Raw genomic sequence first — 21,952 nt, 5'->3', positions numbered from 1 at the left:
CCTGGAACGGAGTGGCAGGTGGAGGGGTGAACCGGATGGGACTAGCCCGGCCGCCTCACTCCACCGCCTCGTTCGACTGCAGCTGGACGTTGAGGCCCAGCGACCGCATTTCCTTCACCAGCACGTTGAAGCTTTCGGGGATACCGGCTTCGAACGTGTCGTCGCCCTTGACGATGGCTTCATAGACCTTGGTGCGGCCCACCACGTCGTCGGACTTGACGGTGAGCATTTCCTGCAGCGTGTAGGCGGCGCCATAGGCCTGCAGGGCCCACACTTCCATTTCCCCGAAGCGCTGGCCACCGAACTGGGCCTTGCCGCCCAGCGGCTGCTGGGTGACGAGGCTGTAGGGGCCGATCGAGCGGGCGTGGATCTTGTCGTCCACCAGGTGGTGCAGCTTGAGCATGTAGATATAGCCCACCGTGACGCGGCGATCGAAGGCATCACCGGTGCGGCCGTCGAACAGCTCCACCTGGCCCGAGGCGTCGAGCCCGGCCAGATCCAGCATGTGCGACACGTCGCTTTCCTTGGCGCCGTCGAACACCGGGGTGGCCATCGGCACGCCGCCCGACAGGTTGCGCGCCAGCTCCACCACCGCCTCGTCGGCAAGGCCGGCGATCTCGGCCGCATATTGCGGGCCATAGACCGCCTTGAACAGCTCGCGGATCTCCGCGGCGCTGCCCTTCACCATCGTGTCGTTGATGTTCTCCAGCATGGCGGCGATCTTCTTGCCGAGGCCGCGGGCGGCCCAGCCGAGGTGCGTCTCGAAGATCTGGCCGACGTTCATGCGGCTGGGCACGCCCAGCGGGTTGAGCACGATGTCAACGGGCGTGCCGTCAGCCAGGAAGGGCATGTCTTCCTGCGGCAGGATGCGGCTGATCACGCCCTTGTTGCCATGGCGGCCGGCCATCTTGTCGCCCGGCTGCAGCTTGCGCTTCACCGCCACGAACACCTTGACCATCTTGAGCACGCCCGGCGGCAGTTCGTCACCGGCCTGCACCTTGGCCTTCTTGTCTTCCAGCTTGGCGGTGATCGAGGTGTGCGCCTCGTCCCACTGCGCCTTCAGCGCCTCGAGGCCGCCCTGCGCGGCGTCGTCCGCCACGCCGAACTTCCACCATTCGCGGCGAGGATGCTCATCGAGCAACGCGGCATCGATGGTGGCGCCCTTCTTCACGCCCTTCGGCCCGGCCACGACTTCCTGGCCCAGCAGGGCATCGGAGAGGCGGGCATAGGTGGCGCGATCAAGGATGGCGCGTTCGTCGGTGGCGTCCTTCTCGAGGCGCTCGATTTCCTCGCGCTCGATCTGCAAGGCGCGTTCGTCCTTGTCGATGCCATGGCGATTGAAGATGCGCACATCGACAATGGTGCCCGACACGCCCGGCGGCAGCCGCAGGGAGGTGTCGCGCACGTCGCTGGCCTTCTCGCCGAAGATGGCGCGCAGCAGCTTCTCTTCCGGCGTCATCGGCGATTCGCCCTTGGGCGTGATCTTGCCAACCAGGATGTCGCCCGGCTCCACCTCGGCGCCGATGTAGACGATGCCGGCCTCGTCGAGGCGGGCGAGCGCGTCTTCACCAACGTTGGGGATGTCGCGGGTGATGTCTTCCGGGCCCAGCTTGGTGTCGCGGGCCATCACCTCGAACTCCTCGATGTGGATCGAGGTGAAGATGTCTTCCTTGACGATCTTCTCATTGATCAGGATCGAGTCTTCATAATTGTAGCCGTTCCACGGCATGAAGGCGACGAGCACGTTGCGGCCCAGCGCCAGCTCGCCATCCTCGGTGGAGGGGCCGTCGGCGATGATGTCGCCCTTGGCCACCAGGTCGCCCACCGTCACCAGCGGCCGCTGGTTGATGCAGGTCGACTGGTTGGAGCGCTGGAACTTCATCAGCGTGTAGATGTCGACGCCCGACTTGCCGGGCTCCACGTCCTCGGTGGCGCGGATCACGATGCGGGTGGCATCGACCTGGTCGACGATGCCGCCGCGGCGGGCAGCAATGGCAGCGCCGGAATCGCGGGCCACCGTGCCTTCCATGCCGGTGCCGACGAACGGCGCTTCGGCCTTGACCAGCGGCACCGCCTGGCGCTGCATGTTCGAGCCCATCAGCGCGCGGTTGGCGTCATCGTTCTCGAGGAACGGGATCAGCGAGGCGGCGACCGAAACGAGCTGCTTGGGGCTCACGTCAGCGAGGGTGATCTGCCCGGCCGGCGCCATCAGGAACTCGCCGGCTTCACGCGCCGACACCAGTTCCTCCACGAACACACCGTTGCCATCGATGCCGGCATTGGCCTGCGCGATGGTGTGGCGGGCTTCTTCCATGGCCGACAGATAGACGACCTCGTCGGTCAGCTTGCCGTCCGCCACCTTGCGGTAAGGCGTTTCGATGAAGCCGTACTTGTTCACCCGGCTGAAGGTGGCCAGGCTGTTGATCAGGCCGATGTTCGGCCCTTCCGGCGTCTCGATCGGGCAGATGCGGCCATAGTGCGTCGGGTGCACGTCGCGCACTTCGAAGCCGGCGCGCTCGCGGGTCAGGCCGCCCGGGCCAAGCGCCGAGACACGGCGCTTGTGGGTGACTTCCGACAGCGGGTTGGTCTGGTCCATGAACTGCGAGAGCTGCGACGAACCAAAGAACTCGCGCACCGCGGCCACCGCCGGCTTGGCGTTGATGAGGTCGTTGGGCATGACGGTGTCGATATCGACGCTCGACATGCGCTCCTTGACGGCGCGCTCCATGCGCAGCAGGCCGACGCGATACTGGTTCTCTAGGAGCTCGCCCACCGAACGGACGCGGCGGTTGCCGAGATTGTCGATGTCGTCGATCTCGCCCTTGCCGTCCTTCAGCTCGACGAGCGTCTTGACGACGGCGGCGATGTCCTCGCGGCGCAGAACCGTCACATCGTCCGGGCAATCGAGGCCCAGGCGCATGTTCATCTTCACCCGGCCCACCGCCGACAGGTCATAACGGTCGGGATCGAAGAACAGGCCATAGAACATGGCTTCGGCGGTCTCGCGCGTCGGCGGCTCGCCGGGGCGCATGACGCGATAGATCTCGGCGAGCGCGTGATCGCGCTCCTCCACCTTGTCGGCCATCAGCGTGTTGCGGATCCACGGACCCACCGAGACATGGTCGATGTCGAGCAGCTCGATGCTGGTCTGGCCGGCGCGGTCGATGCGCTCGAGATTCTCGGCGGTCAGCTCGTCGCCGGCCTCGATATAGATCTCGCCGGTCGCCTCGTTGATGAGGTCGAACGCCGAATAGCGGCCGAAGATCTCCTCGGTCGGGATCAGCAGGTTCTTCAGGCCATCGGTGGCGGCCTTCCGCACCATTCGCGGCGTGATCTTGGTGCCGGTCTCGAACACGATCTCGCCGGTGTCGGCGTTGACCACGTCGAACGCCGGCTTGGCGTTGCGCCAGTTCACCTCGACGAACGGCACCACCCAGCCGGCCTGGCCGGTGGGGCCAGTGCCCCGCACCCAGGTGACGCGATTATAGAAGAGATTCAGGATCTCTTCCGAATGCCAGCCCAGCGCATAGAGCAGTGTGGTGACCGGCAGCTTGCGCTTGCGGTCGATGCGGACATTCACGATGTCCTTGGCATCAAACTCGAAATCCAGCCACGAGCCGCGATAGGGGATGACGCGGGCGGCGAAGAGATACTTGCCCGACGCATGCGTCTTGCCGCGGTCGTGATCGAAGAACACGCCCGGCGAACGGTGCATCTGCGAGACGATGACGCGCTCGGTGCCGTTGATGATGAAGGTGCCGTTCTCGGTCATGAGCGGCATGTCGCCCATGTAGACGTCCTGCTCCTTGATATCGAGGACGGAGCGGGTCTCGGTGTCGGCATCCACTTCGAAGACGATCAGGCGCAGCGTCACCCGCATCGGTGCGGCATAGGTCATGCCGCGCTGGCGGCACTCGTCGGTGTCATACTTGGGATCTTCGAGTTCATAATGAACGAAGTCCAGCTCGGCCGTGCCGGCGAAATCGCGGATCGGGAACACCGAGCGCAGCGTCTTTTCGAGGCCCGAGACATAGCCGATCGCCGGGTTGGAGCGCAGGAACTGTTCATAGCTTTCGCGCTGCACCTCGATGAGGTTGGGCATCTGCACCACTTCGCCGATCTGGCCGAAGGTCTTGCGGATGCGCCGGCGGCTGTTGAACGGCTTCACGCCCTGGGGCGGCTGCTTCATCTGGGTGGCCATATGTGCGTCTTCGTCCCTCGTGGCCGGCCGGGTCGGGCCGGGAAACAGCAAAGACCGCACGTCATTCCCGCATGGCTGCGGCAATGTCGCACGGTCACTGGCGATGGAGCCTTGCCACCCTTCCATCCGTCGCGGCCCGATCGCGCTACGGGCCGTGTCTCGAAAGGCGGCAGGCCGGCCGCAGAATCACCCACGGCCAGACAGAGCCGGCGATATAGGCGCTTTGTTGGATTGGGGGAAGGGGGTGCGGCAGAGACAGCAAAAAGGGGCAGCCCCGGGTGGAGCTGCCCCTTCCTTGTTTGGGTCGGTGCGGGCCGCGGCAAAGCCGCGTCCTGACGTCAGACGGGATCCGGTGGGGCGCTGAGGCGCCCGCCCGGCCCCGCTGGCCGGCCTTGCGGGAGTCGGCCAATAGCGCTGCGCACTATTGGCTCGCCCCGCAGCGGCTTACTTCACCTCAACCGTAGCGCCGGCTTCTTCCAGCTGCTTCTTGAACTTCTCGGCGTCGGCCTTCGACACGCCTTCCTTGATGGCCTTCGGAGCCGATTCCACCAGAGTCTTGGCTTCGGTCAGGCCCAGGCCGGTGATGGCGCGGACTTCCTTGATGACGTTGATCTTCTTGCCGCCGTCGCCGGTCAGGATCACGTCGAACTCGGTCTTCTCTTCGGCAGCCGGGGCGGCAGCGCCACCACCAGCCGGGGCAGCGGCCACGGCCACGGCGGCAGCGGCGGACACGCCCCACTTCTCTTCGAGCAGCTTGGCGAGTTCGGCAGCTTCCAGCACGGTCAGCGAGGACAGCTGGTCAACGATTGCGTTCAGGTCAGCCATGATAATCTCCAGTTCTTGTCTAAATGGGTCTGCGATTGGTCTCGAAAAGGCTTACGCGGCTTCCTTGTCGCCATAAGCGGCAAAGACGCGGGCCAGCTTGGCCGCCGGAGCGGTCGACAGCTGGGCCAGCTTGGTGGCCGGCGCGTTGATGAGGCCCACCAGCTTGGCGCGCAGTTCATCCAGCGACGGCAGTTCGGCCAGCGCCTTGACGCCGTTCACGTCGAGAACGGTGCCACCCATGGCGCCGCCCACGATCTCGAACTTGTCATTGCCCTTGGCGAATTCCACCACGATCTTGGCCGCCGCCACCGGGTCGGTGGACGTGGCCAGGCCCACCGGGCCGGTCAGCATGTCGCCGATCGGCTGGTAAGGCGTGCCTTCGAGCGCGATGCGCGCGAGGCGATTCTTCGTCACCTTGAAGCTGGCGCCAGCGGCACGCATCTTGTTCCTGAGCTCGGTCGCCTGGGCGACGGTCAGGCCATGGTTGCGCGCGACCACGACAACCGACGTTTCGGTCAGCGTCTTGGCCAGGCTGGAGACGGCTTCGGCTTTCTGGGCGCGATCCATGCTCACTCCTTGGGTTTGCCGCCCCGGCGCCTTGCAGCTCCGCGACGGACGGGACATGGCGCGATCCCGGCAACACCGGGAGCCGCGCCGGCTCATGAGCCTGCCGCCTGCCAACCAACATCGCTGAAGGGGGAACAGGCCTCAGGCCCGTCCGAAGAGGATCGCTGCCCACGCATGCCCGCACGGCCTGCGCAGACCCGGGAGACGCCATCGCACGGCTGGCCCGGAAAAACTTGCCTCGTCTCATGCAGGCCCATTTGGCTTAAGGGCCCATTCCAGCGAACGCTGCCCACCTGCAATCTCGGACGGTCGCTCAGGCCATTGCTGGCCGGAACGGATGCGGGCCACTAAGGGCAGGCAGGCCAAGAGTCAAGCCGCGGGCAACGAAAAGGGCCGGGGAGCGGCGCTCCCCGGCCCTTCCTGCATTCAGTCAGCTTTGAATCAGCCGGCGAAGCCCGCCGAAGCCGGGTCCACCTTGATGCCGGCGCCCATGGTCGAGCTGACGGCCACCTTGAGCAGATACTTGCCCTTGGCGCCCGACGGCTTGGCCTTGACGACAGCATCAACGAGCGCGTCGAAATTGGCGCGCAGCGCGTCCTGCTCGAAGCTGGCCTTGCCCAGGATACCGTGGATGATGCCGGCCTTTTCGACGCGATACTCGATCTGGCCGCCCTTGGCCGCCTTCACGGCTTCGCCGACGTTCATCGTCACCGTGCCCAGCTTGGGGTTCGGCATCAGGCCCTTGGGGCCCAGCACCTTGCCCAGCCGGCCGACCAAACCCATCATGTCGGGCGTAGCGATGCAGCGGTCAAAATCGATGGTGCCGCCCTGCACGGTTTCCAGCAGGTCTTCGGCGCCCACCACGTCGGCACCGGCCGCCTTGGCTTCATCGGCCTTGGCGCCGCGGGCGAACACGCCCACGCGCACCGTCTTGCCGGTGCCCTTGGGCAGGGTGACGACGCCGCGCACCATCTGGTCGGCATGGCGGGGATCAACGCCCAGGTTCAGCGACACCTCGATGGTCTCGTCGAACTTGGCAGTGGCATTGGCCTTCACCAGCGCCAGCGCTTCATCGATCGGATAGAGCTTCTCGCGGTCCACGGCGGCGGCGAGAGCCTTGGCCTTCTTGGTCGTTGCCATCGGATCAGCCCTCCACCACTTCAACGCCCATCGCGCGGGCGGAACCTTCGATCGTCTTCATCGCCATCTCGATCGAGTTGGCGTTCAGGTCGGCCATCTTCTGCTCTGCAATGGCGCGGATCTGCGACTGCTTGAGCTTGGCGGCCGGGGCGCCCTTGCCCGGCGTGGTGCTGCCCGACTTCAGGCCGGCGGCCTGCTTGATCAGGAAGCTGGCCGGCGGCAGCTTGGTGATGAAGCTGAACGAACGGTCGGCATAGACGGTGATCACCGTCGGGATCGGGGTGCCCTTTTCGAGGCTCTCCGTCTTGGCGTTGAACGCCTTGCAGAATTCCATGATGTTGACGCCGCGCTGGCCCAGTGCCGGACCGATCGGCGGCGAGGGGTTGGCCTGACCGGCCTTCACCTGCAGCTTGATGTAACCTGTGATCTTCTTGGCCATGTGGCCGCTCCTTGCTTTGCGGTGCTCACGGCCGGGGCAACCGGCCTCCCGCAGTTGGGGTGGTTGGCAGCGTTACTTCTGCTTTTCCACCTGTTCGAAGCCCAGTTCGACGGGCGTCGCCCGGCCGAAGATGGACACCGAAACCTTGACGCGGCCGTGGTCGTAGTCGATCTCCTCGACCAGGCCGTTGAAACTGGCGAACGGCCCATCGAGCACGCGCACGCTGTCGCCGATCTCGAAATTGGCCTTCTTCTTGACCTTGGCAGCCGGGGTTTCCTCCGCCTTGGTGTTGAGCATGCGCGCCGCTTCGGTCTCCGAAATCGGCTGCGGCTTGTTCTGCTGGCCCAGGAAGCCGGTCACCTTGGGCGTGTTGCGCACCAGGTGATAGACATCGTCGGTCATCGCCAGCTTGGCCAGCACATAGCCAGGCATCGACTTGCGCTCGACCTGGCGCTTCTTGCCCTTCACCACCTCGGTCACGGTCTCGGCCGGCACTTCGACCGCCTCGATGAAGGCGTCGAGGCCCATGCGCCGCGCTTCGGTGAGGATCGCCTCCTTCACCTTGTTCTCGAAGCCCGAATAGGCGTGGATGATGTACCAGCGCGCCATCTGTTCCCTTTTCCCTTACGTCTCAGGCCGCGAGGCTCAGCAGGAACTTCACGGTGCGGCCAAGAAGCTGGTCAACGCCCAGGAAGAAGACCGACAGCAGGCTGGTCATGATGAGCACCATCACCGTCATCCGTACCGTCTCGCCGCTGGTGGGCCAGGCGATCTTCTTCGTCTCGGTCTGCACCTGGCGCACGAACTCGGCCGGGGACGTGCCCGGCTGCTTCGTCTCGTTCGCCTTTGCCTCGCTCACGCGCGCTGTTCCTTCACTCGCCATTGCCCGCTGGCCATTTCTGGCCGGCGAATCGCGGCCACCGCCGAAAGGCAGTCACCGCAAACACCAATAACCGGCACGGGCATGCCACCCATGGCCGGTCAACCAATCCGCCCGACGCCCCTTCAGCCAGCAACAGATGCAGGGATTTCAATCCCTTGAACCGGTCTTGCCGAGCCGTTGGCAGGAGTGGAGGGGCTCGAACCCCCGGCCCTCGGTTTTGGAGACCGATGCTCTACCAACTGAGCTACACTCCTAGGCGCGAGGACAGGGGCTATAGTGAGGCGGCCGGGGTGGCGCAAGAGGCTGGGCGCAAAGGCCCAGGGCGCTGGAGGTAGGGCGCTCGCGGTGGGGCGCTGGGGGCGGGGGCTGGCGGCGGCTCTCTGGGCGTTGAAACCCCGCCCGACCTGCCGTAAGGGCTGTTAAAACGCGGGTATAGCTTAGTGGTAAAGCTCCAGCCTTCCAAGCTGGCTATGCGGGTTCGATTCCCGCTACCCGCTCCATCGCAGCCGGGCGCGTGGATTGCCCGGCAATCCACCGACTCCGGCTAGATCGGCCGGGCTGGCGCTTGGCCCGCAGGCCAAGCGAACAGCTTCGACGTCAGCCGCGGCTTTGCCGCGGCGCCCTGCCCTCTTTCCTCCCCCAGCCCCCCTAAAGCCCCGCCCCCCACCGCCGTTCCTGAAACCATCAGCACAGGAGGGCATACATGCAGCATCAGCCGGGGCCATTGCTGCGCCAAGCGGCGGTGCCAACACCGGCCGACGCCGCCAGCGCCACGCAGCTGGCTGGCTTTGACGCCGTCAGGGCGCTGCTGGTGGCCACCGGGCTGCCGGCCGAACCGGCTGTGTATGACGTGCTCTGGCGGCATGTTGAGGGCGAAGCGCCGGAGCTTTCGCTGGCGATCACCGCCGCGCTGGCTGCGGGCGATCTCACGCTGGCCACCCTGATGACGCTTCGCGAGGCGCATCTGGGCGCACTCAGCGAAGCCAGCGTGAAGCAACTGATTGCCGAGGCCCATGGCCAGGCCGAGGCGCTGGGCCGGCGTATCGCCAGCGGCCAGAATGACCTGGCCGATTATGGCCGCGCCATTGCCGATGGCGGCGAGCGGCTGGCCGGCCCGCTGGATGCCACCGGCCTTGCCGGCCTGCTGGAACAGCTGGGCGAGGCCACGGCCACCATCCAGGCCGCCAACAGCCGATTGATCGGCGAACTGGCCGAGGCGGCGGCCGAAAGCCGGGCACTGGCCGATCGGCTGCACCAGGCCGAACGGGCAGCGGTGACCGATGCGCTGACCGGCGTGATGAACCGGCGCGGGCTGATGCTGGCGCTCGCCGGCGCGCAGGCCGAGGCCGAAGCCAGTGGCGCGGCGCTCAGCGTGGCCGTGGTGGACATCGACCATTTCAAGCGCTTCAACGACCGCTTCGGCCATGCCATGGGCGATGATGTTCTATGCTTCGTGGCCCGGCATCTCGCCGATCGGCTGGAGCAGGAGGGCGGCAGCGTAGGCCGGCTGGGCGGCGAGGAGTTCGTGGGCCTGCTGCCGGGCGTGCCGGTGCATGCCGCAGCGGGCCGCATCGACCGCATCCGGGCAGAGCTGACCGGGCAGTTGCTGAGGAGCGCGGTTGACGGCAGCAGCATGGGCCGGATCAGCTTTTCGGCCGGGGTTGCCGAGCATCGACCCGGCTTCAGCGCGGAGCGGCTGATCGAACGGGCGGATGGTGCGCTTTATACCGCCAAGCGGCTGGGGCGGGACCGGGTGGTGCCAGATCGCGGCTGAAGGGGCCGCCAGTCGCTGAAATTCGGGCGTTGACAGCGGGGCGCGCCTCCCTAAAAGAGCCGCTTCCCGACGGGGCTCCCGTGGAGGGGTGGCCGAGCGGTCAATGGCAGCAGACTGTAAATCTGCCGGGTTTCACCCTACGTTGGTTCAAATCCAACCCCCTCCACCACCCGCCGCCGGAAAGTCCCGAAGCGGCCACAATGCTCGGGGCGCGGGTAGCGATTCTTCATTGAGTTCTTGGTCAGGCCTGAAAGAGCGGCCGATCCGGCCCGAGTTTCGCGTGTTCGTCCCGGCGAAGGCCCGCTTCATCGCCCTGCCCCTAGGCCTCGCGCTTCGAGCTTGTCACCTTGCGTGCATCGTTGCGGTCGCTCCGGCCGCCTCAGCTGGGAGACATGTATGCGCATTCTTATGACGCTTGCCGCCGCCATCAGCCTGTCTGCACCGGCATTTGCCGCCATCACCGTGGGTGCCACGGTCAAGGACACCGCGGGCGGCGTGGTCGGCACGGTTGCCAGCGTTGCGGCTGGCAATGTCGTCGTCGATACCGGCAGCAACAAGGTCACCATTCCGGAAACCAGCTTCGCCACCACGCCGGACGGGCCGCTGCTGGCCATGACCAAGTCGCAGCTCGATGCTGCCGCCGAACAGGCCCTGGCGGCGCAGAAGCAGCAGCTTGCGGCCGCAATCCAGCCCGGCGCCACCGTGCGGGGCACCCAGGGCGGCATCATCGGCACCATCGCCAGCCTTGATGGCGACTTTGTGCTGGTCAAGGGCGAAGCGGGCGAGGCCCGCATTCCCGCCAGCGGCCTGGCCCTGAAGGCCGATGGCCTGCACTTCGGCATGACCGTCGCCGAATTTGCCGAAGCCGCGAAGGCCACCCCTGCTGCGGCCGACAACCCAACGCCGTAAAGCACGGTTGCCGGGAGGCAGGGGCTGGCGGCGCGGGCCCGTGAAGGCTATGGCGCCGACATGGGCCGCAGACCGCATCCGAAAAGCCAGCAGGGCCAGAAGAGCCCTTACCCGCGCCTCTATGGCCGGCACGCGGTGTTTGCCGCGCTCGACAACCCCGAGCGCAGCTTCAGGAAGCTGTGGCTGACCCCACAGACGGCAAAGACCATCGTCATCCCGCAGGGCCTGCAGGTGCAATATGGCGATGATCATGATCTTGGGCGGCTGTGCCCGGCCGATGCGCCGCACCAGGGCTATGTGCTGGAGGTCGAGCCGCTGGACAGCGTGTGGCTGGGCGACATCCTGAAGGACGCCGACGATGGCGACAACCGCCCCATCGTGGTGCTGGACCAGGTGACCGATCCGCACAATGTGGGCGCGATCATGCGTTCGGCGCTGGCCTTCAATGCGCGCGCGCTTGTCACCCAGGATCGCCACAGCCCGGCCGAAACCGGCGCGCTGGCGCGCAGCGCCAGCGGCGCGCTGGAAGCGCTGCCGTGGGTGCGGGTGGTGAACCTGGCGCGCGCGCTGGGGGAGATTGGCGAGGCCGGCTTCTGGCGCATCGGGCTGGATGGCAGCGCGAAAGACACGCTGGAGACGGCACTGGGCACATGCCAGCCGGCCCTGGTGCTGGGCAGCGAGGGCGAGGGCCTGCGCCACCTCACCACCGAACATGTCGACCAGATGGCGAAGCTGCCAATCACGGGCGTCGAGAGCCTCAACGTCTCGAACGCGGCGGCGATTGCCCTTTACGCCTGTGCCCGGCGCGGCCTGTGAGCGGGGCTGACCTGGCCGGGCTTGCCGCCGCCTATACCGCGGCGTGGAACAGCGGTCGCCCGGAGGCGGTGGCAGGTCATTATGCCGAGGATGGCCAGATCAGCATCAATGGCGGGCCGGCATGGCAGGGCCGCGCCGGTGTCGCCGAGATGGCGGCCGGCTTCCTGGCGGACATTCCGGACATGGTGCTGCGCTGTGACGGTGTTCGCGCCGGTGGCCCGGCGGAGGACTGCCACGCCATCTATCTGTGGACCTTCACCGGCACCCACGCCGGCAGCGGCCGGGCGGTGCGCGTCGAAGGCTGGGAAGCCTGGCAGATCGGCGCCGATGGTCTGATCCGGTCATCGCGCGGCTGGTTCGACGCCGCCGATTACTCCCGCCAGACCTGCTGAAAACGGCGGCGCGCGGTGGGGCCGGGAAGGCCCCACCGCGCGCGCTTGTCTTGGTCCTTCGATCTCAGAACTGGACGCGGGCGCCGAAACGGAACACGCGGCCCAGCGGGTTGCCGATGAACGGATCGTAGGACGGCTCCAGACGCGAGGCCGGCGGATCCGCATCGGTGAAGTTTTCCACCGAGAACTGCAGCTGCGTCTTCACCGCGGTCCACGGCAGGTCATACTGCAGGTGGAAGTCGTGCTGGGTGAAGCTGTCCACCTCGCGGCCGAAGTTCACCGGGCCGAAGTTGGTCGCGGTGCAGTTGGTCAGACCGACGCAGCGATCATCATCCACGCCAGCGATGTAACGCACCTGGTAGCGGGCGTTGATGCCGCTGATGTTGTAGTTGATCCAGGCGTTGCCGCGGAACGGGGAAATGGTGCCCGGATCGCGGAAATAGTTGGTGAAGCCCTTGGCCTGATAGCCGGCCTGCACCTGCAGACCACGGAAGATGAAGTTGTCGAACTTGTAGTCCAGCACGAAGCTGCCCTGCGCACCGACATTGAGATCGCCGCCGAACAGGCCGGTGGTGTAATCCACCGCCACGTCGATGCCGCTGATCTTGGTATCGGGCCCGTTCACCCAGTCGGTGCGGACGCGGCTGATGTCGAGACCGCTGGTCACGCCCTGCACGCAGCCGCCCTGGAAGGTGATCAGGTTGGCGAAGATGCTGCTGCAGTTGGCAAAGCGGTTGCTGGTGCTGCCAGGCACCAGAGCGCCGCTCACAACCGTGCTGGCAATGGCCTGCGCTGGCGTGGTGGTGATGCGGCCCTTGACATCGAAGCTCCAGTAATCGGCCGACACCGTGAAACCGCTGGTTTCAATGACCGCGCCCACGTTGTAGGTGAAGGCGGTTTCCGGCCCGAGGTCATTCGGGTTGCCGAAGATGTCCACCGACTTGAAGTTGTTGCCCGCCGCCTGGATGCCGGCCAGCGAGGTGATCTGGTTGTTGGCGACCTGGTTGGCCAGCGGACCACGGAAGGTGGTGCCCACCGAGCCGCGGAACACCAGCCAGTCGATCGGCTGCCAGCGCACCGTGCCCTTGGGGTTGAAGGTGGAGCCGACCGAGCCGCCGTAATCCTCGAAGCGGGCAGCGCCGGTGATTTCGAGCGTGGTGGTGATCGGCACCTTCACTTCGGCGAAGATCGCCTTCACGCTCTGCGTCTGACGCTCGAAGCGCGAACCGCCGAGGAAGATGAAGGAGCCGACGCCTTCCAGCGGCGTGCCGACGCAGGAGCGATCCCCCTCGATGAAGCAGGGGTTGATGTTGAGATCGGATGCTTGGTTGATCGGCCGGGTGGTCCAGTTGTTGCCGCGATACTGGGCGCCGAAGGCATAGGCGATCGGGCCGCCGCCCAGATCGATGCCGGTCTCGCCCGAGAAGATGGCATCGAACACCACCTGCTCTTCCACCTGGTAGGTGCCGTTGCGCACATGCACCCAGTTGACCAGTTCGACGCTGTTCGACGCGCCGGCGACGAAATTGGGGTTGGTCAGGTTCTGGAGGGAGATCGGCTGGGCGGCGTTGATGAACGGGTTGAACCACTGGCAGCCGTTCTGGCCGGGCGTGGTGCCGGTGCAGTTGGGGCCGCCAAGGCCGTTCAGCGCCGCCTGCAGGCGCGAGCCAATCATGTCAGGCACCGACAGGTTGCGTTCGGACCGCCACCAGGTGGCGGCGAACTGGGCGCGGAAATTGTCCGAGAATTCCTGATCCAGGCTGGCCGACGCGCGATAGGCTTTGTTGTTGGCCTGGCCCTTGCCGGAGCCGCGCGCCGGATCTGCCGGGTTGCCCAGCCAGCCGAACGGCCGCCACAGCACGCCCGTGATCGCCGCTGGCGAGGCCGCAAGGCCGTTCTGCGACAGGAAGGCCGCCACACCGGGGTTGTTCGGGCTGACCGTGAAGGCGTTGGCGGAACCCGAGCCGCGCGGACCCTGCGTGGGCGGGAACGACGGCGAGTAGCCCAGCGAGTTCAGATCGGTCTGGGCATAGAGGAGTTCGAGGTGGAACTTGGTGCGGTCCGACAGGTCGACGTCAGCCTGGATATAACCCTGGTAACGGTCTTCCTCTTCGATGATGTTGTTCCACGGAATGAAGCTGAAGCGGCAAACTGGCGCCGCCGGAATGGCAGCACTCAGGGGTGTCGTATCGGGCACGCCGCCCAGCGCGCTACAGCCGGCAGAGCCGCCATCACGCACCAGATTGAGCGGGCTGCCGGGATAGCTGACATTCCACAGGCCGGGGTTGCCGAGCACCGACCAGCCCGACGGGTTCTGTGCATAAGAAGTGCGGCTGAAGTCGCGCTTGAAGTTCGGCAGGGTCGAACGGTGCTGCCAGCCGAAGCCGGCCATGATGTTGAGCGCCCCGAAGGTCTTGCCGGCCAGGATCGAGGCGGTCCAGTTGCCGCGCGAGCCCTTGATGGCGTCGAAATCGCCCTGGATGATGACGCCGTTCAGGTTGCGGCGGGTCGTGAAGTTGGCGACGCCGGCGATGGCATCGGAGCCATAGGTGGCGGCCGCGCCGTCCTTCAGCACCTCGATGTTCTGCAGCGCGAAGATCGGGATGAGGTTGGTGTCGGCAAAGCCGTCACCCGGCGCCAGGATGGTGCGGCGGCCGTTGAATAGCACCAGCGTACGCGTGGGGCCAAGGCCGCGCAGGTTCAGCGAGCCGTTGCCCTGGAACCCTTGCGAGCCGGTGGAATACTGGTTGGAATCGCCCAGGGTGGCGCCGACCGACGGCAGCTGCTTGATGAATTCCAGCGGGGAGGAGATGCCCTGCTTGTTCAGATCCTCGGCGGTGAACACGTCCACCGGCATGGCCGCATCCTCGCGGGTGCCGCGGATGAAGCTGCCGGTGACGATGATCTCGGCATCGGCATTCTCGTCAACCGCCGCCGCCTGGTTCTGGGCCTGGACAGCCCCCGACGAAGCCGCCGCCGCAACCAGCGCCAACCAGGCAGTCCCCTGCCGCAGACCGAAATTCTTCATGCCCCTCTCCCCAAGCTCAATCGTCTGGCCTGTTCCCACCACGGGCTGGCCCAGATCGTGACACCAGTGAAATAATCACGCTCCTGCGCCAATGGTCAAGCACCAGATTGGCCGCGGAAAATCCAATCATCCGGCAGTGTTGCAAAAATACCGATGATGTTGCGGCGCAGCAAAAATGCTGCGCCGCACTCAGTAGGCTTCGCTCTGGTAGATGCGGGTGACGTCGCCGCCCCAGGCGCCATGATAGAGCGCCAGCAGCCGATCGGCATTGGTCTGGCCGCTGGCCACGATCTCACGTAGCGGATTGAGGAAGCCCTGTTCCGTGTCGCCGGCGGCGTTCAGGCAGTTGCGCGCCGCCAGCCCGGCGTCGGCGATCTTCAGAACCTCGCCGGCAAGCTCCTTCAATGTGCCGCCATTGGGGCTGGCGGCGCCCAGCGCCAGCGCCGGCACCTCGCGGCGCAGGCGGGCATGATCCTCAGGGGTCCAGTGCTTGACGAGGTCCCACGCCGCGTCGAGCGCCGACTGGTCATAGAGCAAGCCGACCCACAGCGCCGGCAGCGCGCAGATCCGGTCCCAGCGCCCGCCATCGGCGCCGCGCATTTCCAGATAGCCCTTCATGCGCACTTCCGGAAAGGCGGTGGACAGATGGTCCTTCCAGTCGCCCAGCCGCGGCTTCTCGCCGGGCAGCACCGACAGACGGCCGGCCAGGAAATCGCGGAAGCTGAGGCCAGCGGCATCGATGTAGCGGCCGTCGCGGTAGACGAAGTACATCGGCACATCGAGCGCGTAATCGACATAATGTTCATAACCGAAGCCGGCTTCGAACACGAAGGGCAGGATGCCGGTGCGCGCCGGATCGGTATCGGTCCAGATATGGCTGCGGAACGACTTGAAGCCGTTGGGCCGCCCTTCGGTCAACGGCGAGTTGGCGAACAGCGCGGTGGCCAGCGGCTGCAGCGCCAGGCTGACCCGGAATTTCTGCGCCATGTCGGCTTCGGAGCCATAATCGAGGTTGGTCTGGATGGTGCAGGTGCGCAGCATCATGTCGAGGCCCAGGTTGCCGACCCGCGGCATGTGCCTGAGCATGATGGCATAGCGGCCCTTGGGCATCACCGGCAGTTCGGCGCGCGCCTTGTCGGGCCAGAAGCCGAGGCCGAGGAAGCCGAGGCCCAGTTCATCACCCACCTCCCGACACTGTTTCAGGTGGCGATTGGATTCGGCGCAGGTGCCATGGAGATGCACCTGCTGGGCACCCGACAGTTCGAACTGGCCGGCCGGTTCCAGGCTGATGTTCCCATCGGCACCTTTCAGCGCGATGACGTTTCCGCCTTCGAGGATCGGTTCCCAGCCAAAGCGGGTCATGCCCATCAGCAGGTCGCGGATGCCGCCCGGCTCGTCATAGGAGGGGGCGCGGTGATCGGCGGTGCGGAACACGAACTTCTCATGCTCGGTGCCGATCCGCCAGCGGTCCTTCGGCTTGGCGCCAGCCTCGAACACGGCGACCAGCTGCGCCCGTGTCTCGATGATGGCGTCGTCACCCGCCGCGTCGACCTTGTTGCTCATGCCCCGCGCCTTAGCCGTGTTGCCGGCGGCAGGCAATGAAGCGGCCATGTTTCAGCGGCATGACAGTCAGGGACATCGCCCGGCGGTGGCGCAGGCGACACCCCCACTTGCCAAAATGTCATTTGTGACCACATGCGCAGTGCCATGCGCCGTCACGCCATCTTCCTGATTCCCCTGAGCGCCCTGCTGCTCGGTGGCTGCGGTGTTGAACAGAGCCAGCCCGCGCCGGTGACCGATGGTGAGCGCTGGGGCCATCTGCCCCCCGATCCCGAACGGCCGCAGCAGGCAGACGCCGAGACGCCGCCCAACGCCTGACAGCTGGCCCACCCGCCAGGAGCGGCAGGCCAAAGAAAGGGCGAGGTTGCGCCGGCGCAGCGATCTGGCATCCTCGCGGCCGATCCTGGGGAGGAACGGCCATGCACGATCTCATCATTCGCGGCGGCACCATCGTTGATGGCAGCGGCAATCCACGCTTTGTCGGCGACGTCGCCATCGATGGCGGCCGCATCACCGCCGTTGGCCAGGTGGCGGCGCCGGGCCGGGAGGAGATTGACGCGACCGGCCTCGTCGTCACGCCCGGCTTTGTCGACATCCACACCCATTATGACGGGCAGGCGACCTGGGATTCGGAGATGGCGCCATCCAGCTGGCACGGCGTGACGACCGTGGTGATGGGCAATTGCGGGGTGGGCTTTGCACCGGCCGCACCCGATCGCCACCAGTGGCTGATCGGCCTGATGGAAGGTGTGGAGGATATTCCCGGCACCGCGCTGGCCGAAGGCCTGACCTGGGACTGGGAGAGTTTCCCCGAGTATCTCGACGCGCTCGAGAAGCGCCCGCGCACCATCGATGTGGCCACCCATGTCCCGCACGGTGCGGTGCGCGCCTATGTGATGGGCGAACGCGGCGCCCGCAACGAGAAGCCGACTGCGGAGGACATCGTGCAGATGGCCGCCATCGTGGCCGACGGCGTCAAGGCCGGGGCACTGGGCTTTTCCACCTCCCGCACCATTCTCCACAAGTCCATCGACGGCGAACTGGTGCCCGGCACCACCGCCGAGAAGGACGAGCTGATCGCCATCGGCCGCGCCATGGGTGAGGTGGGCCACGGCGTCTTCGAAATGGCCAGCGACCTGCGCCGGGAATGGGACGAGTTCGGCTGGATGGCGGAACTGTCGCGCGAAACCGGCCTGCCCGTCACTTACGCCATGCTGCAGTCGATCGCCAAGGAACTGCCGTGGGAAGAGCAGATGGCCGAGACGGCGCGCGCCAATGAAGCCGGCGCCAACATCGTCGCCCAGATCGCCATCCGCGGCAACGGCGTGCTGATGGCCTGGCGCGGCACCGTGCACCCGTTCAAGTTCCGCCCCAGCTGGCAGGCCATCGAGGGCCTGGCGTGGGACGAGCAATGGCGCCACCTGTCCGACCCGGCGTTCCGGGCGAAGCTGCTGGCCGAGGACAATGTCTGGCCAGAAACCGACGTGCTGCCGCTGCTGATGGCGGTTGCGATGGGCTGGCAGCTGCAGTTCGAGATGACCGACGGCTTCAATTACGAGCCGACGCAAGCCGAGACGATCGCGGCCATGGCGGCGGCGGCCGGGCAGGACCCGGCGGCCTATGCCTATGACCTCTTGTGCCGCGACGGCGGCACCGGCTTCATCTACTTCCCGATCCTCAACTACGCCGATGGCAATCTCGACTTCGTCAAGGGCCTGCTGGAACGCGACGACACAGTGATCTCGCTGTCGGACGGCGGCGCCCATTGCGGCACCATCTGCGATGCCGCCAGCCCGACCTTCCTGCTGCAATATTGGGCGCGCGACCGCAAGCGCGGCACCATTGCCCTTGAAAACGCCATCCGTCGCCAGTGCCGTGACACCGCCCGGCTCTATGGCCTCGATGATCGCGGGCTGATCGCGCCGGGTTACCTCGCGGATCTCAACATCATCGACATGGACCGGCTGCAGCTTGGCAAGCCGTGGCTGGCCTTCGATTTACCGGCCGGAGGGAAGCGGCTGCTGCAGAAAGCCGAGGGCTATGTCGCCACCATCAAGAACGGACAGGTGACGTTCCGGGGCGGCCAGATGACCGGCGCGCTGCCCGGCGGGCTGATCCGCGGGCCGCAGGCAGCACCGCACGCAACGGCGCTGGCGGCAGAGTGAGCCCCATGCACCGAGCATTGTTGGCCGCGCTGCTGCTCGCCGGCACGGCGCAGGCGCAGGAGGTGCCGCCGGCGGTGAAAAGCGAGGCGCGCGCGCTTCCCGGCCTCTCCGCGCCGGGCGAGATCGTCATCGACCGGGCCGGCATCCCCCACATCTACGCCGCCAGCGCCCGCGACGGTTTCTTCCTGCAAGGCTATGCCGTGGCGCGCGACCGGCTGTGGCAGATCGACCTGTGGAGGAAGCGCGGGCTCGGCCTGCTCTCCGCCAGCTTCGGGCCACAATTTGTCAGGCAGGACCGGGCGGCGCGCCTGCTGCTCTATCGCGGCGACATGGCCGCCGAATGGGCCGCCTATCCGGCGCCGGCAAAAGCCTGGACCGAAGCCTTCGTCGCCGGCATCAACGCCTTTGTCGCCGATGTGGAGGCCGGCCGCCAGCCGCTGCCGATCGAGTTCAGCGCCACCGGCACACGGCCGGAGCGCTGGCAGGCCGAGGACGTGGTGCGCATCCGGTCCAATGCGCTGGTCAGCAACCTCGCCAGCGAAGTCACCCGCGCCCGCGCCCTGTGCGGCGGCGACGTTCGCTATGAACCGCTGCGCCGCGAACTGTCACCGCCGCGCCCAGGGTCGCCGGTCGTCACCATTCCGAAAGGCCTCGACCCCTGCGCCATTCCGGATGATGTGCTGGCCGATTATGCCGCCGGCACCGCCGACGTGCGCTTTGACGGCCAGGCCATCACGGTCGCCAGCCTCGATCCAGACGTGCAGGAAGGTTCCAACAACTGGGTGATCGCGCCAGGGCGGAGCGCCACCGGCCGGCCGATCCTGGCCAATGATCCGCACCGCGCCCATAGCATTCCCAACCTGCGTTACCTGTCGCACATCGACACACCGGAGCTGAAGATCGCCGGCGCCGGCGAACCGGCGCTGCCCGGCGTGAGTTTCGGCCACAACGAGGATGTTGCCTGGGCCATCACCATCTTCGCCATCGACCAGCAGGACCTGGTGGTGAACCCCAAGGGCACCCGCCTCACCGAGGTGCGCGAGACGCTGGCCGTGAAGGGCGAAGCACCGCGCGAGATCGTGCTTAAGTTCAGCGCGGATGGCCCCATCCTGCACGAGGACCCCGCCACAGGGCGCAGCTTCGCGCTGCGCGCCACCTGGGCGCGGCCGGGCGCTTCGGCCTATTTCAACGCCACCTGGGCCTTTGCCGCCCGCAACTGGACCGATTTTCTGGTGGCCCGCGATCATTGGGGGGCGCCCCCACTCAACCTGTTGTTCGCGGCGCGCGACGGCGATATCGGCTGGGCGCCGGGCGGCTTCGTGCCGGTGCGTGCAGCCGGCGATGGCCTGCTGCCCGTGCCGGCCGGCAAGGCCTACCGCTGGACCGCGCTGCTCGACCCGAAGCTGATGCCGGTGAAACACAATCCCGCCGAAGGCTGGATCGCAACCGCCAACGAGATGAACCTGCCGCCCGCCTATCCGCATCTGCTGGCGCTGGAATGGGCTGACCGCAGCCGCATCACCCGCATCAACGAGGTGATCGGCGGCAAACCCCGGTTCAGCCTCACGGATGCGATGGCACTGCAGAACGATGCGACTTCGGCGATGGCCCGGCGCGCCGTGGCGCTGCTGAAGGGCCTTGTCGGCCGCACCGAGGCCGAGCGGGCGGCGTTGGCGCTGCTGGCCGGCTGGGACGGCCACGAGGGCCCGGAGTCCGCCCCCGCCGCCCTCTATGAACTCTGGGCGCGGAGCCATATCGGGGCAGCCGCCGTGAAGGCAATCGTGCCCGGACCAGCGCAGCGCAACTTCGGACGAACCGCCATTGGCAATGTCCTCCCCGTTCTGGAGGATGGAACGCTGCTCGGCGCCAACGCAGCTCGGGTTCGGGCCGAGATCCTGCTGAGCTCGCTCGGCGCCGCATTTGCCGAGGCGCAGGGGCGGCTGGGCCCCGACCCGGCGGCATGGCGCTGGGGGGCGCTCCACGTTGCCGATTTCAAGCCGGCGCTGCCGATTGCCGGCCGCGATGCCGAACGCCGCGTCGGCCCGGTGCCGATCGGCGGCAGCGGCTCGACACCGATGGCTATGGGACCGGCCGCCGATTTCCACGTCGCCTCGGGCGCCTCGGTGCGCGTCGTGCTCGATGTCGGCCAGTGGGACAACAGCGTCGCCGTCAACACGCCCGGCCAGTCGGGTGATCCGGCCAGTCCGCACTATCGCGACCTGTTCGCGCGCTGGGCGAGCGGCGACTATGCGCCCTTCCCTTGGAGCCGGGCGCGCGTGCTGCAGGAAGCCGAACGCATCATCCGGGTCAGCCCGGTGAATTGAGCGCCTGCCACACCGCCACGGCGGCAATGGCGGCAGTATCCGCCCTCAGGATGCGCGGCCCCAGGCTGACCGGCACGGCAGCCGGGTGGGCGCGGATGGCCGCGCGTTCTTCGGCGGTGAAGCCACCTTCCGGGCCGATCAGGATGGCGGCCGGGGCCGGTACCAGCGACAGCGTGGCGGCCAGCGCCTCACCGCCGGTCTCGTCGGCAAAGATCAGCGCGCGCTCCCGCGGCCAATCCTTAAGCAGCCGGGCCAGCGGCACCGCCTCCGCAAGATCGGGCAGGGCGGTGCGGCCGCATTGTTCGGCGGCCTCCACCATGTGGGCCATCAGGCGATCGAGGTTCAGCCGGTCCACCACAGTGCGGGCTGTGACCACCGGCAGCAGCCGCGCCACGCCCAGCTCGCAGGCCTTTTCCGCCAGCCAGTCGATCCGCCCCTTCTTCAAGGGCGCAGCGCACAGCCACAGGTCCGGCGGCACCTCCTGCGCAGCGCTCTGCCGTTCCGGCACCAGCGTCACCGCCTTCTTCGCCAGGCTGGCCACCCGCGCCGCCCATTCGCCATCGCGGCCGTTGAACAGCCGCACCATGTCGCCGGGCTGGCGGCGCATCACGTTGGCAAGATAGTGCGACTGCGGCGCCGGCAACGTGATTGCGGCGCCGGCACTGAGGCCATCACCCACGAACAGGCGCGGTGTGGTTGACAAGGTCGTGCCATCTTCGCTCATGGAGCCGTGGTTACGCTGCCGCCTCCTGCAACGCCAGATGCCGTGAAGAGCTGGATCGACCGGCTGCCGGCGCGCGCACAAGCCTATGCCCGCCTCGCCCGGCTCGACCGGCCGGCCGGCACCTGGCTGCTGTTCTGGCCCTGCGTGGCCGGGCTGGCGCTGGCCGGCGGGCTGGAGCGCGCGCCGCTGCTGATCGCCTGGTTCG

Annotated in this window: 17 protein-coding genes, 3 tRNA genes and 1 pseudogene; 10 read left to right on the top strand and 11 right to left on the bottom strand. The window is 66.9% G+C overall.

Annotation, left to right across the window (positions count from 1 at the left end; translation table 11 throughout):
* Nucleotides 1-55 precede the first annotated feature (55 nt).
* The 8 genes from rpoB to GJV64_RS00610 all read right to left on the bottom strand — a co-directional run bounded on the left by rpoB (nt 56) and on the right by GJV64_RS00610 (nt 8,309).
* The gene (gene rpoB, locus GJV64_RS00645) at nt 56-4,189 is read right to left on the bottom strand and encodes a DNA-directed RNA polymerase subunit beta (protein ID WP_164155368.1); all 4,134 of its coding nucleotides are present in this window, start codon (nt 4,187-4,189) and stop codon (nt 56-58) included.
* A 456-nt stretch (nt 4,190-4,645) separates the two neighbouring features.
* Nucleotides 4,646-5,026: a 50S ribosomal protein L7/L12 gene (rplL, locus tag GJV64_RS00640; protein ID WP_164155367.1), complete on the bottom strand. Its 381-nt coding sequence runs from the start codon at nt 5,024-5,026 to the stop codon at nt 4,646-4,648.
* Nucleotides 5,027-5,077: 51 nt separating this feature from the next.
* Nucleotides 5,078-5,593: a 50S ribosomal protein L10 gene (gene rplJ / locus GJV64_RS00635; protein WP_164155366.1), complete on the bottom strand. Its 516-nt coding sequence runs from the start codon at nt 5,591-5,593 to the stop codon at nt 5,078-5,080.
* 441 nt (nt 5,594-6,034) lie between these two features.
* Nucleotides 6,035-6,733, bottom strand: a complete 699-nt coding sequence (gene rplA, locus GJV64_RS00630) for a 50S ribosomal protein L1 (protein WP_164155365.1) — start codon at nt 6,731-6,733, stop codon at nt 6,035-6,037.
* A gap of 4 nt (nt 6,734-6,737) precedes the next feature.
* Complete coding sequence (rplK, locus tag GJV64_RS00625; RefSeq protein ID WP_164155364.1) at nt 6,738-7,172, bottom strand: 50S ribosomal protein L11; 435 nt, start codon at nt 7,170-7,172, stop codon at nt 6,738-6,740.
* Between the two features lie 72 nt (nt 7,173-7,244).
* Nucleotides 7,245-7,781: a transcription termination/antitermination protein NusG gene (nusG, locus tag GJV64_RS00620; RefSeq protein ID WP_164155363.1), complete on the bottom strand. Its 537-nt coding sequence runs from the start codon at nt 7,779-7,781 to the stop codon at nt 7,245-7,247.
* Between the two features lie 22 nt (nt 7,782-7,803).
* A complete protein-coding gene (gene secE / locus GJV64_RS00615) occupies nt 7,804-8,031 on the bottom strand; it encodes a preprotein translocase subunit SecE (RefSeq protein WP_235927528.1) in 228 nt (75 codons plus the stop codon).
* Between the two features lie 202 nt (nt 8,032-8,233).
* Nucleotides 8,234-8,309, bottom strand: a tRNA-Trp gene (locus GJV64_RS00610).
* Between the two features lie 172 nt (nt 8,310-8,481).
* On the opposite strand from GJV64_RS00610, the gene GJV64_RS00605 reads away from it, so the two are divergent.
* The 6 genes from GJV64_RS00605 (at nt 8,482) to GJV64_RS00580 (ending at nt 11,946) form a co-directional block, all read left to right on the top strand.
* Nucleotides 8,482-8,555: transfer RNA gene (locus GJV64_RS00605), tRNA-Gly, on the top strand.
* 203 nt (nt 8,556-8,758) lie between these two features.
* Nucleotides 8,759-9,829 carry a GGDEF domain-containing protein gene (locus GJV64_RS00600; RefSeq protein WP_164155361.1) on the top strand — a complete coding sequence of 357 codons (1,071 nt, stop codon included), beginning with the start codon at nt 8,759-8,761 and terminating at the stop codon, nt 9,827-9,829.
* An 82-nt stretch (nt 9,830-9,911) separates the two neighbouring features.
* A tRNA-Tyr gene (locus GJV64_RS00595) sits at nt 9,912-9,998 on the top strand.
* Between the two features lie 227 nt (nt 9,999-10,225).
* Complete coding sequence (locus GJV64_RS00590) at nt 10,226-10,738, top strand: preprotein translocase subunit YajC (protein ID WP_164155360.1); 513 nt, start codon at nt 10,226-10,228, stop codon at nt 10,736-10,738.
* 60 nt (nt 10,739-10,798) lie between these two features.
* Entirely contained in the window at nt 10,799-11,554 is a 756-nt protein-coding gene (gene rlmB, locus GJV64_RS00585) for a 23S rRNA (guanosine(2251)-2'-O)-methyltransferase RlmB (protein ID WP_164155359.1), read from the top strand.
* Nucleotides 11,551-11,946 (top strand): nuclear transport factor 2 family protein, encoded by a 396-nt coding sequence (locus GJV64_RS00580; RefSeq protein WP_164155358.1) that lies wholly within the window; start codon nt 11,551-11,553, stop codon nt 11,944-11,946. Before rlmB ends, GJV64_RS00580 begins: the two co-directional genes overlap by 4 nt.
* Before the next feature lie 64 nt (nt 11,947-12,010).
* Here the strand turns inward: GJV64_RS00580 and GJV64_RS00575 are convergent, their stop codons facing one another.
* Entirely contained in the window at nt 12,011-14,974 is a 2,964-nt protein-coding gene (locus GJV64_RS00575) for a TonB-dependent receptor domain-containing protein (RefSeq protein ID WP_164155357.1), read from the bottom strand.
* A 189-nt stretch (nt 14,975-15,163) separates the two neighbouring features.
* Complete coding sequence (locus GJV64_RS00570; RefSeq protein WP_164155356.1) at nt 15,164-16,537, bottom strand: glutamate--cysteine ligase; 1,374 nt, start codon at nt 16,535-16,537, stop codon at nt 15,164-15,166.
* A gap of 144 nt (nt 16,538-16,681) precedes the next feature.
* On the opposite strand from GJV64_RS00570, the gene GJV64_RS00565 reads away from it, so the two are divergent.
* The 3 genes from GJV64_RS00565 to GJV64_RS00555 all read left to right on the top strand — a co-directional run bounded on the left by GJV64_RS00565 (nt 16,682) and on the right by GJV64_RS00555 (nt 21,023).
* Nucleotides 16,682-16,852: a hypothetical protein gene (locus GJV64_RS00565; protein ID WP_164155355.1), complete on the top strand. Its 171-nt coding sequence runs from the start codon at nt 16,682-16,684 to the stop codon at nt 16,850-16,852.
* Nucleotides 16,853-16,953: 101 nt separating this feature from the next.
* Nucleotides 16,954-18,699: an N-acyl-D-amino-acid deacylase family protein gene (locus GJV64_RS00560; RefSeq protein WP_164155354.1), complete on the top strand. Its 1,746-nt coding sequence runs from the start codon at nt 16,954-16,956 to the stop codon at nt 18,697-18,699.
* 5 nt (nt 18,700-18,704) lie between these two features.
* Complete coding sequence (locus GJV64_RS00555; RefSeq protein ID WP_164155353.1) at nt 18,705-21,023, top strand: penicillin acylase family protein; 2,319 nt, start codon at nt 18,705-18,707, stop codon at nt 21,021-21,023.
* Here the strand turns inward: GJV64_RS00555 and GJV64_RS00550 are convergent.
* Nucleotides 21,007-21,747, bottom strand: a complete 741-nt coding sequence (locus tag GJV64_RS00550; RefSeq protein ID WP_164155352.1) for a 16S rRNA (uracil(1498)-N(3))-methyltransferase — start codon at nt 21,745-21,747, stop codon at nt 21,007-21,009. The two genes, GJV64_RS00555 and GJV64_RS00550, sit on opposite strands and share 17 nt — an antisense overlap.
* A 6-nt stretch (nt 21,748-21,753) precedes the next feature.
* Between GJV64_RS00550 and GJV64_RS00545 the strand changes: the two are divergent.
* A pseudogene (locus tag GJV64_RS00545) lies at nt 21,754-21,952 on the top strand (4-hydroxybenzoate octaprenyltransferase); the annotation flags it as partial.

The sequence above is a fragment of the Sandarakinorhabdus rubra genome (assembly GCF_010994245.1).
Lineage (GTDB): Bacteria > Pseudomonadota > Alphaproteobacteria > Sphingomonadales > Sphingomonadaceae > Sandarakinorhabdus > Sandarakinorhabdus rubra.
This window is presented reverse-complemented; position numbering and strand designations above follow the sequence as displayed.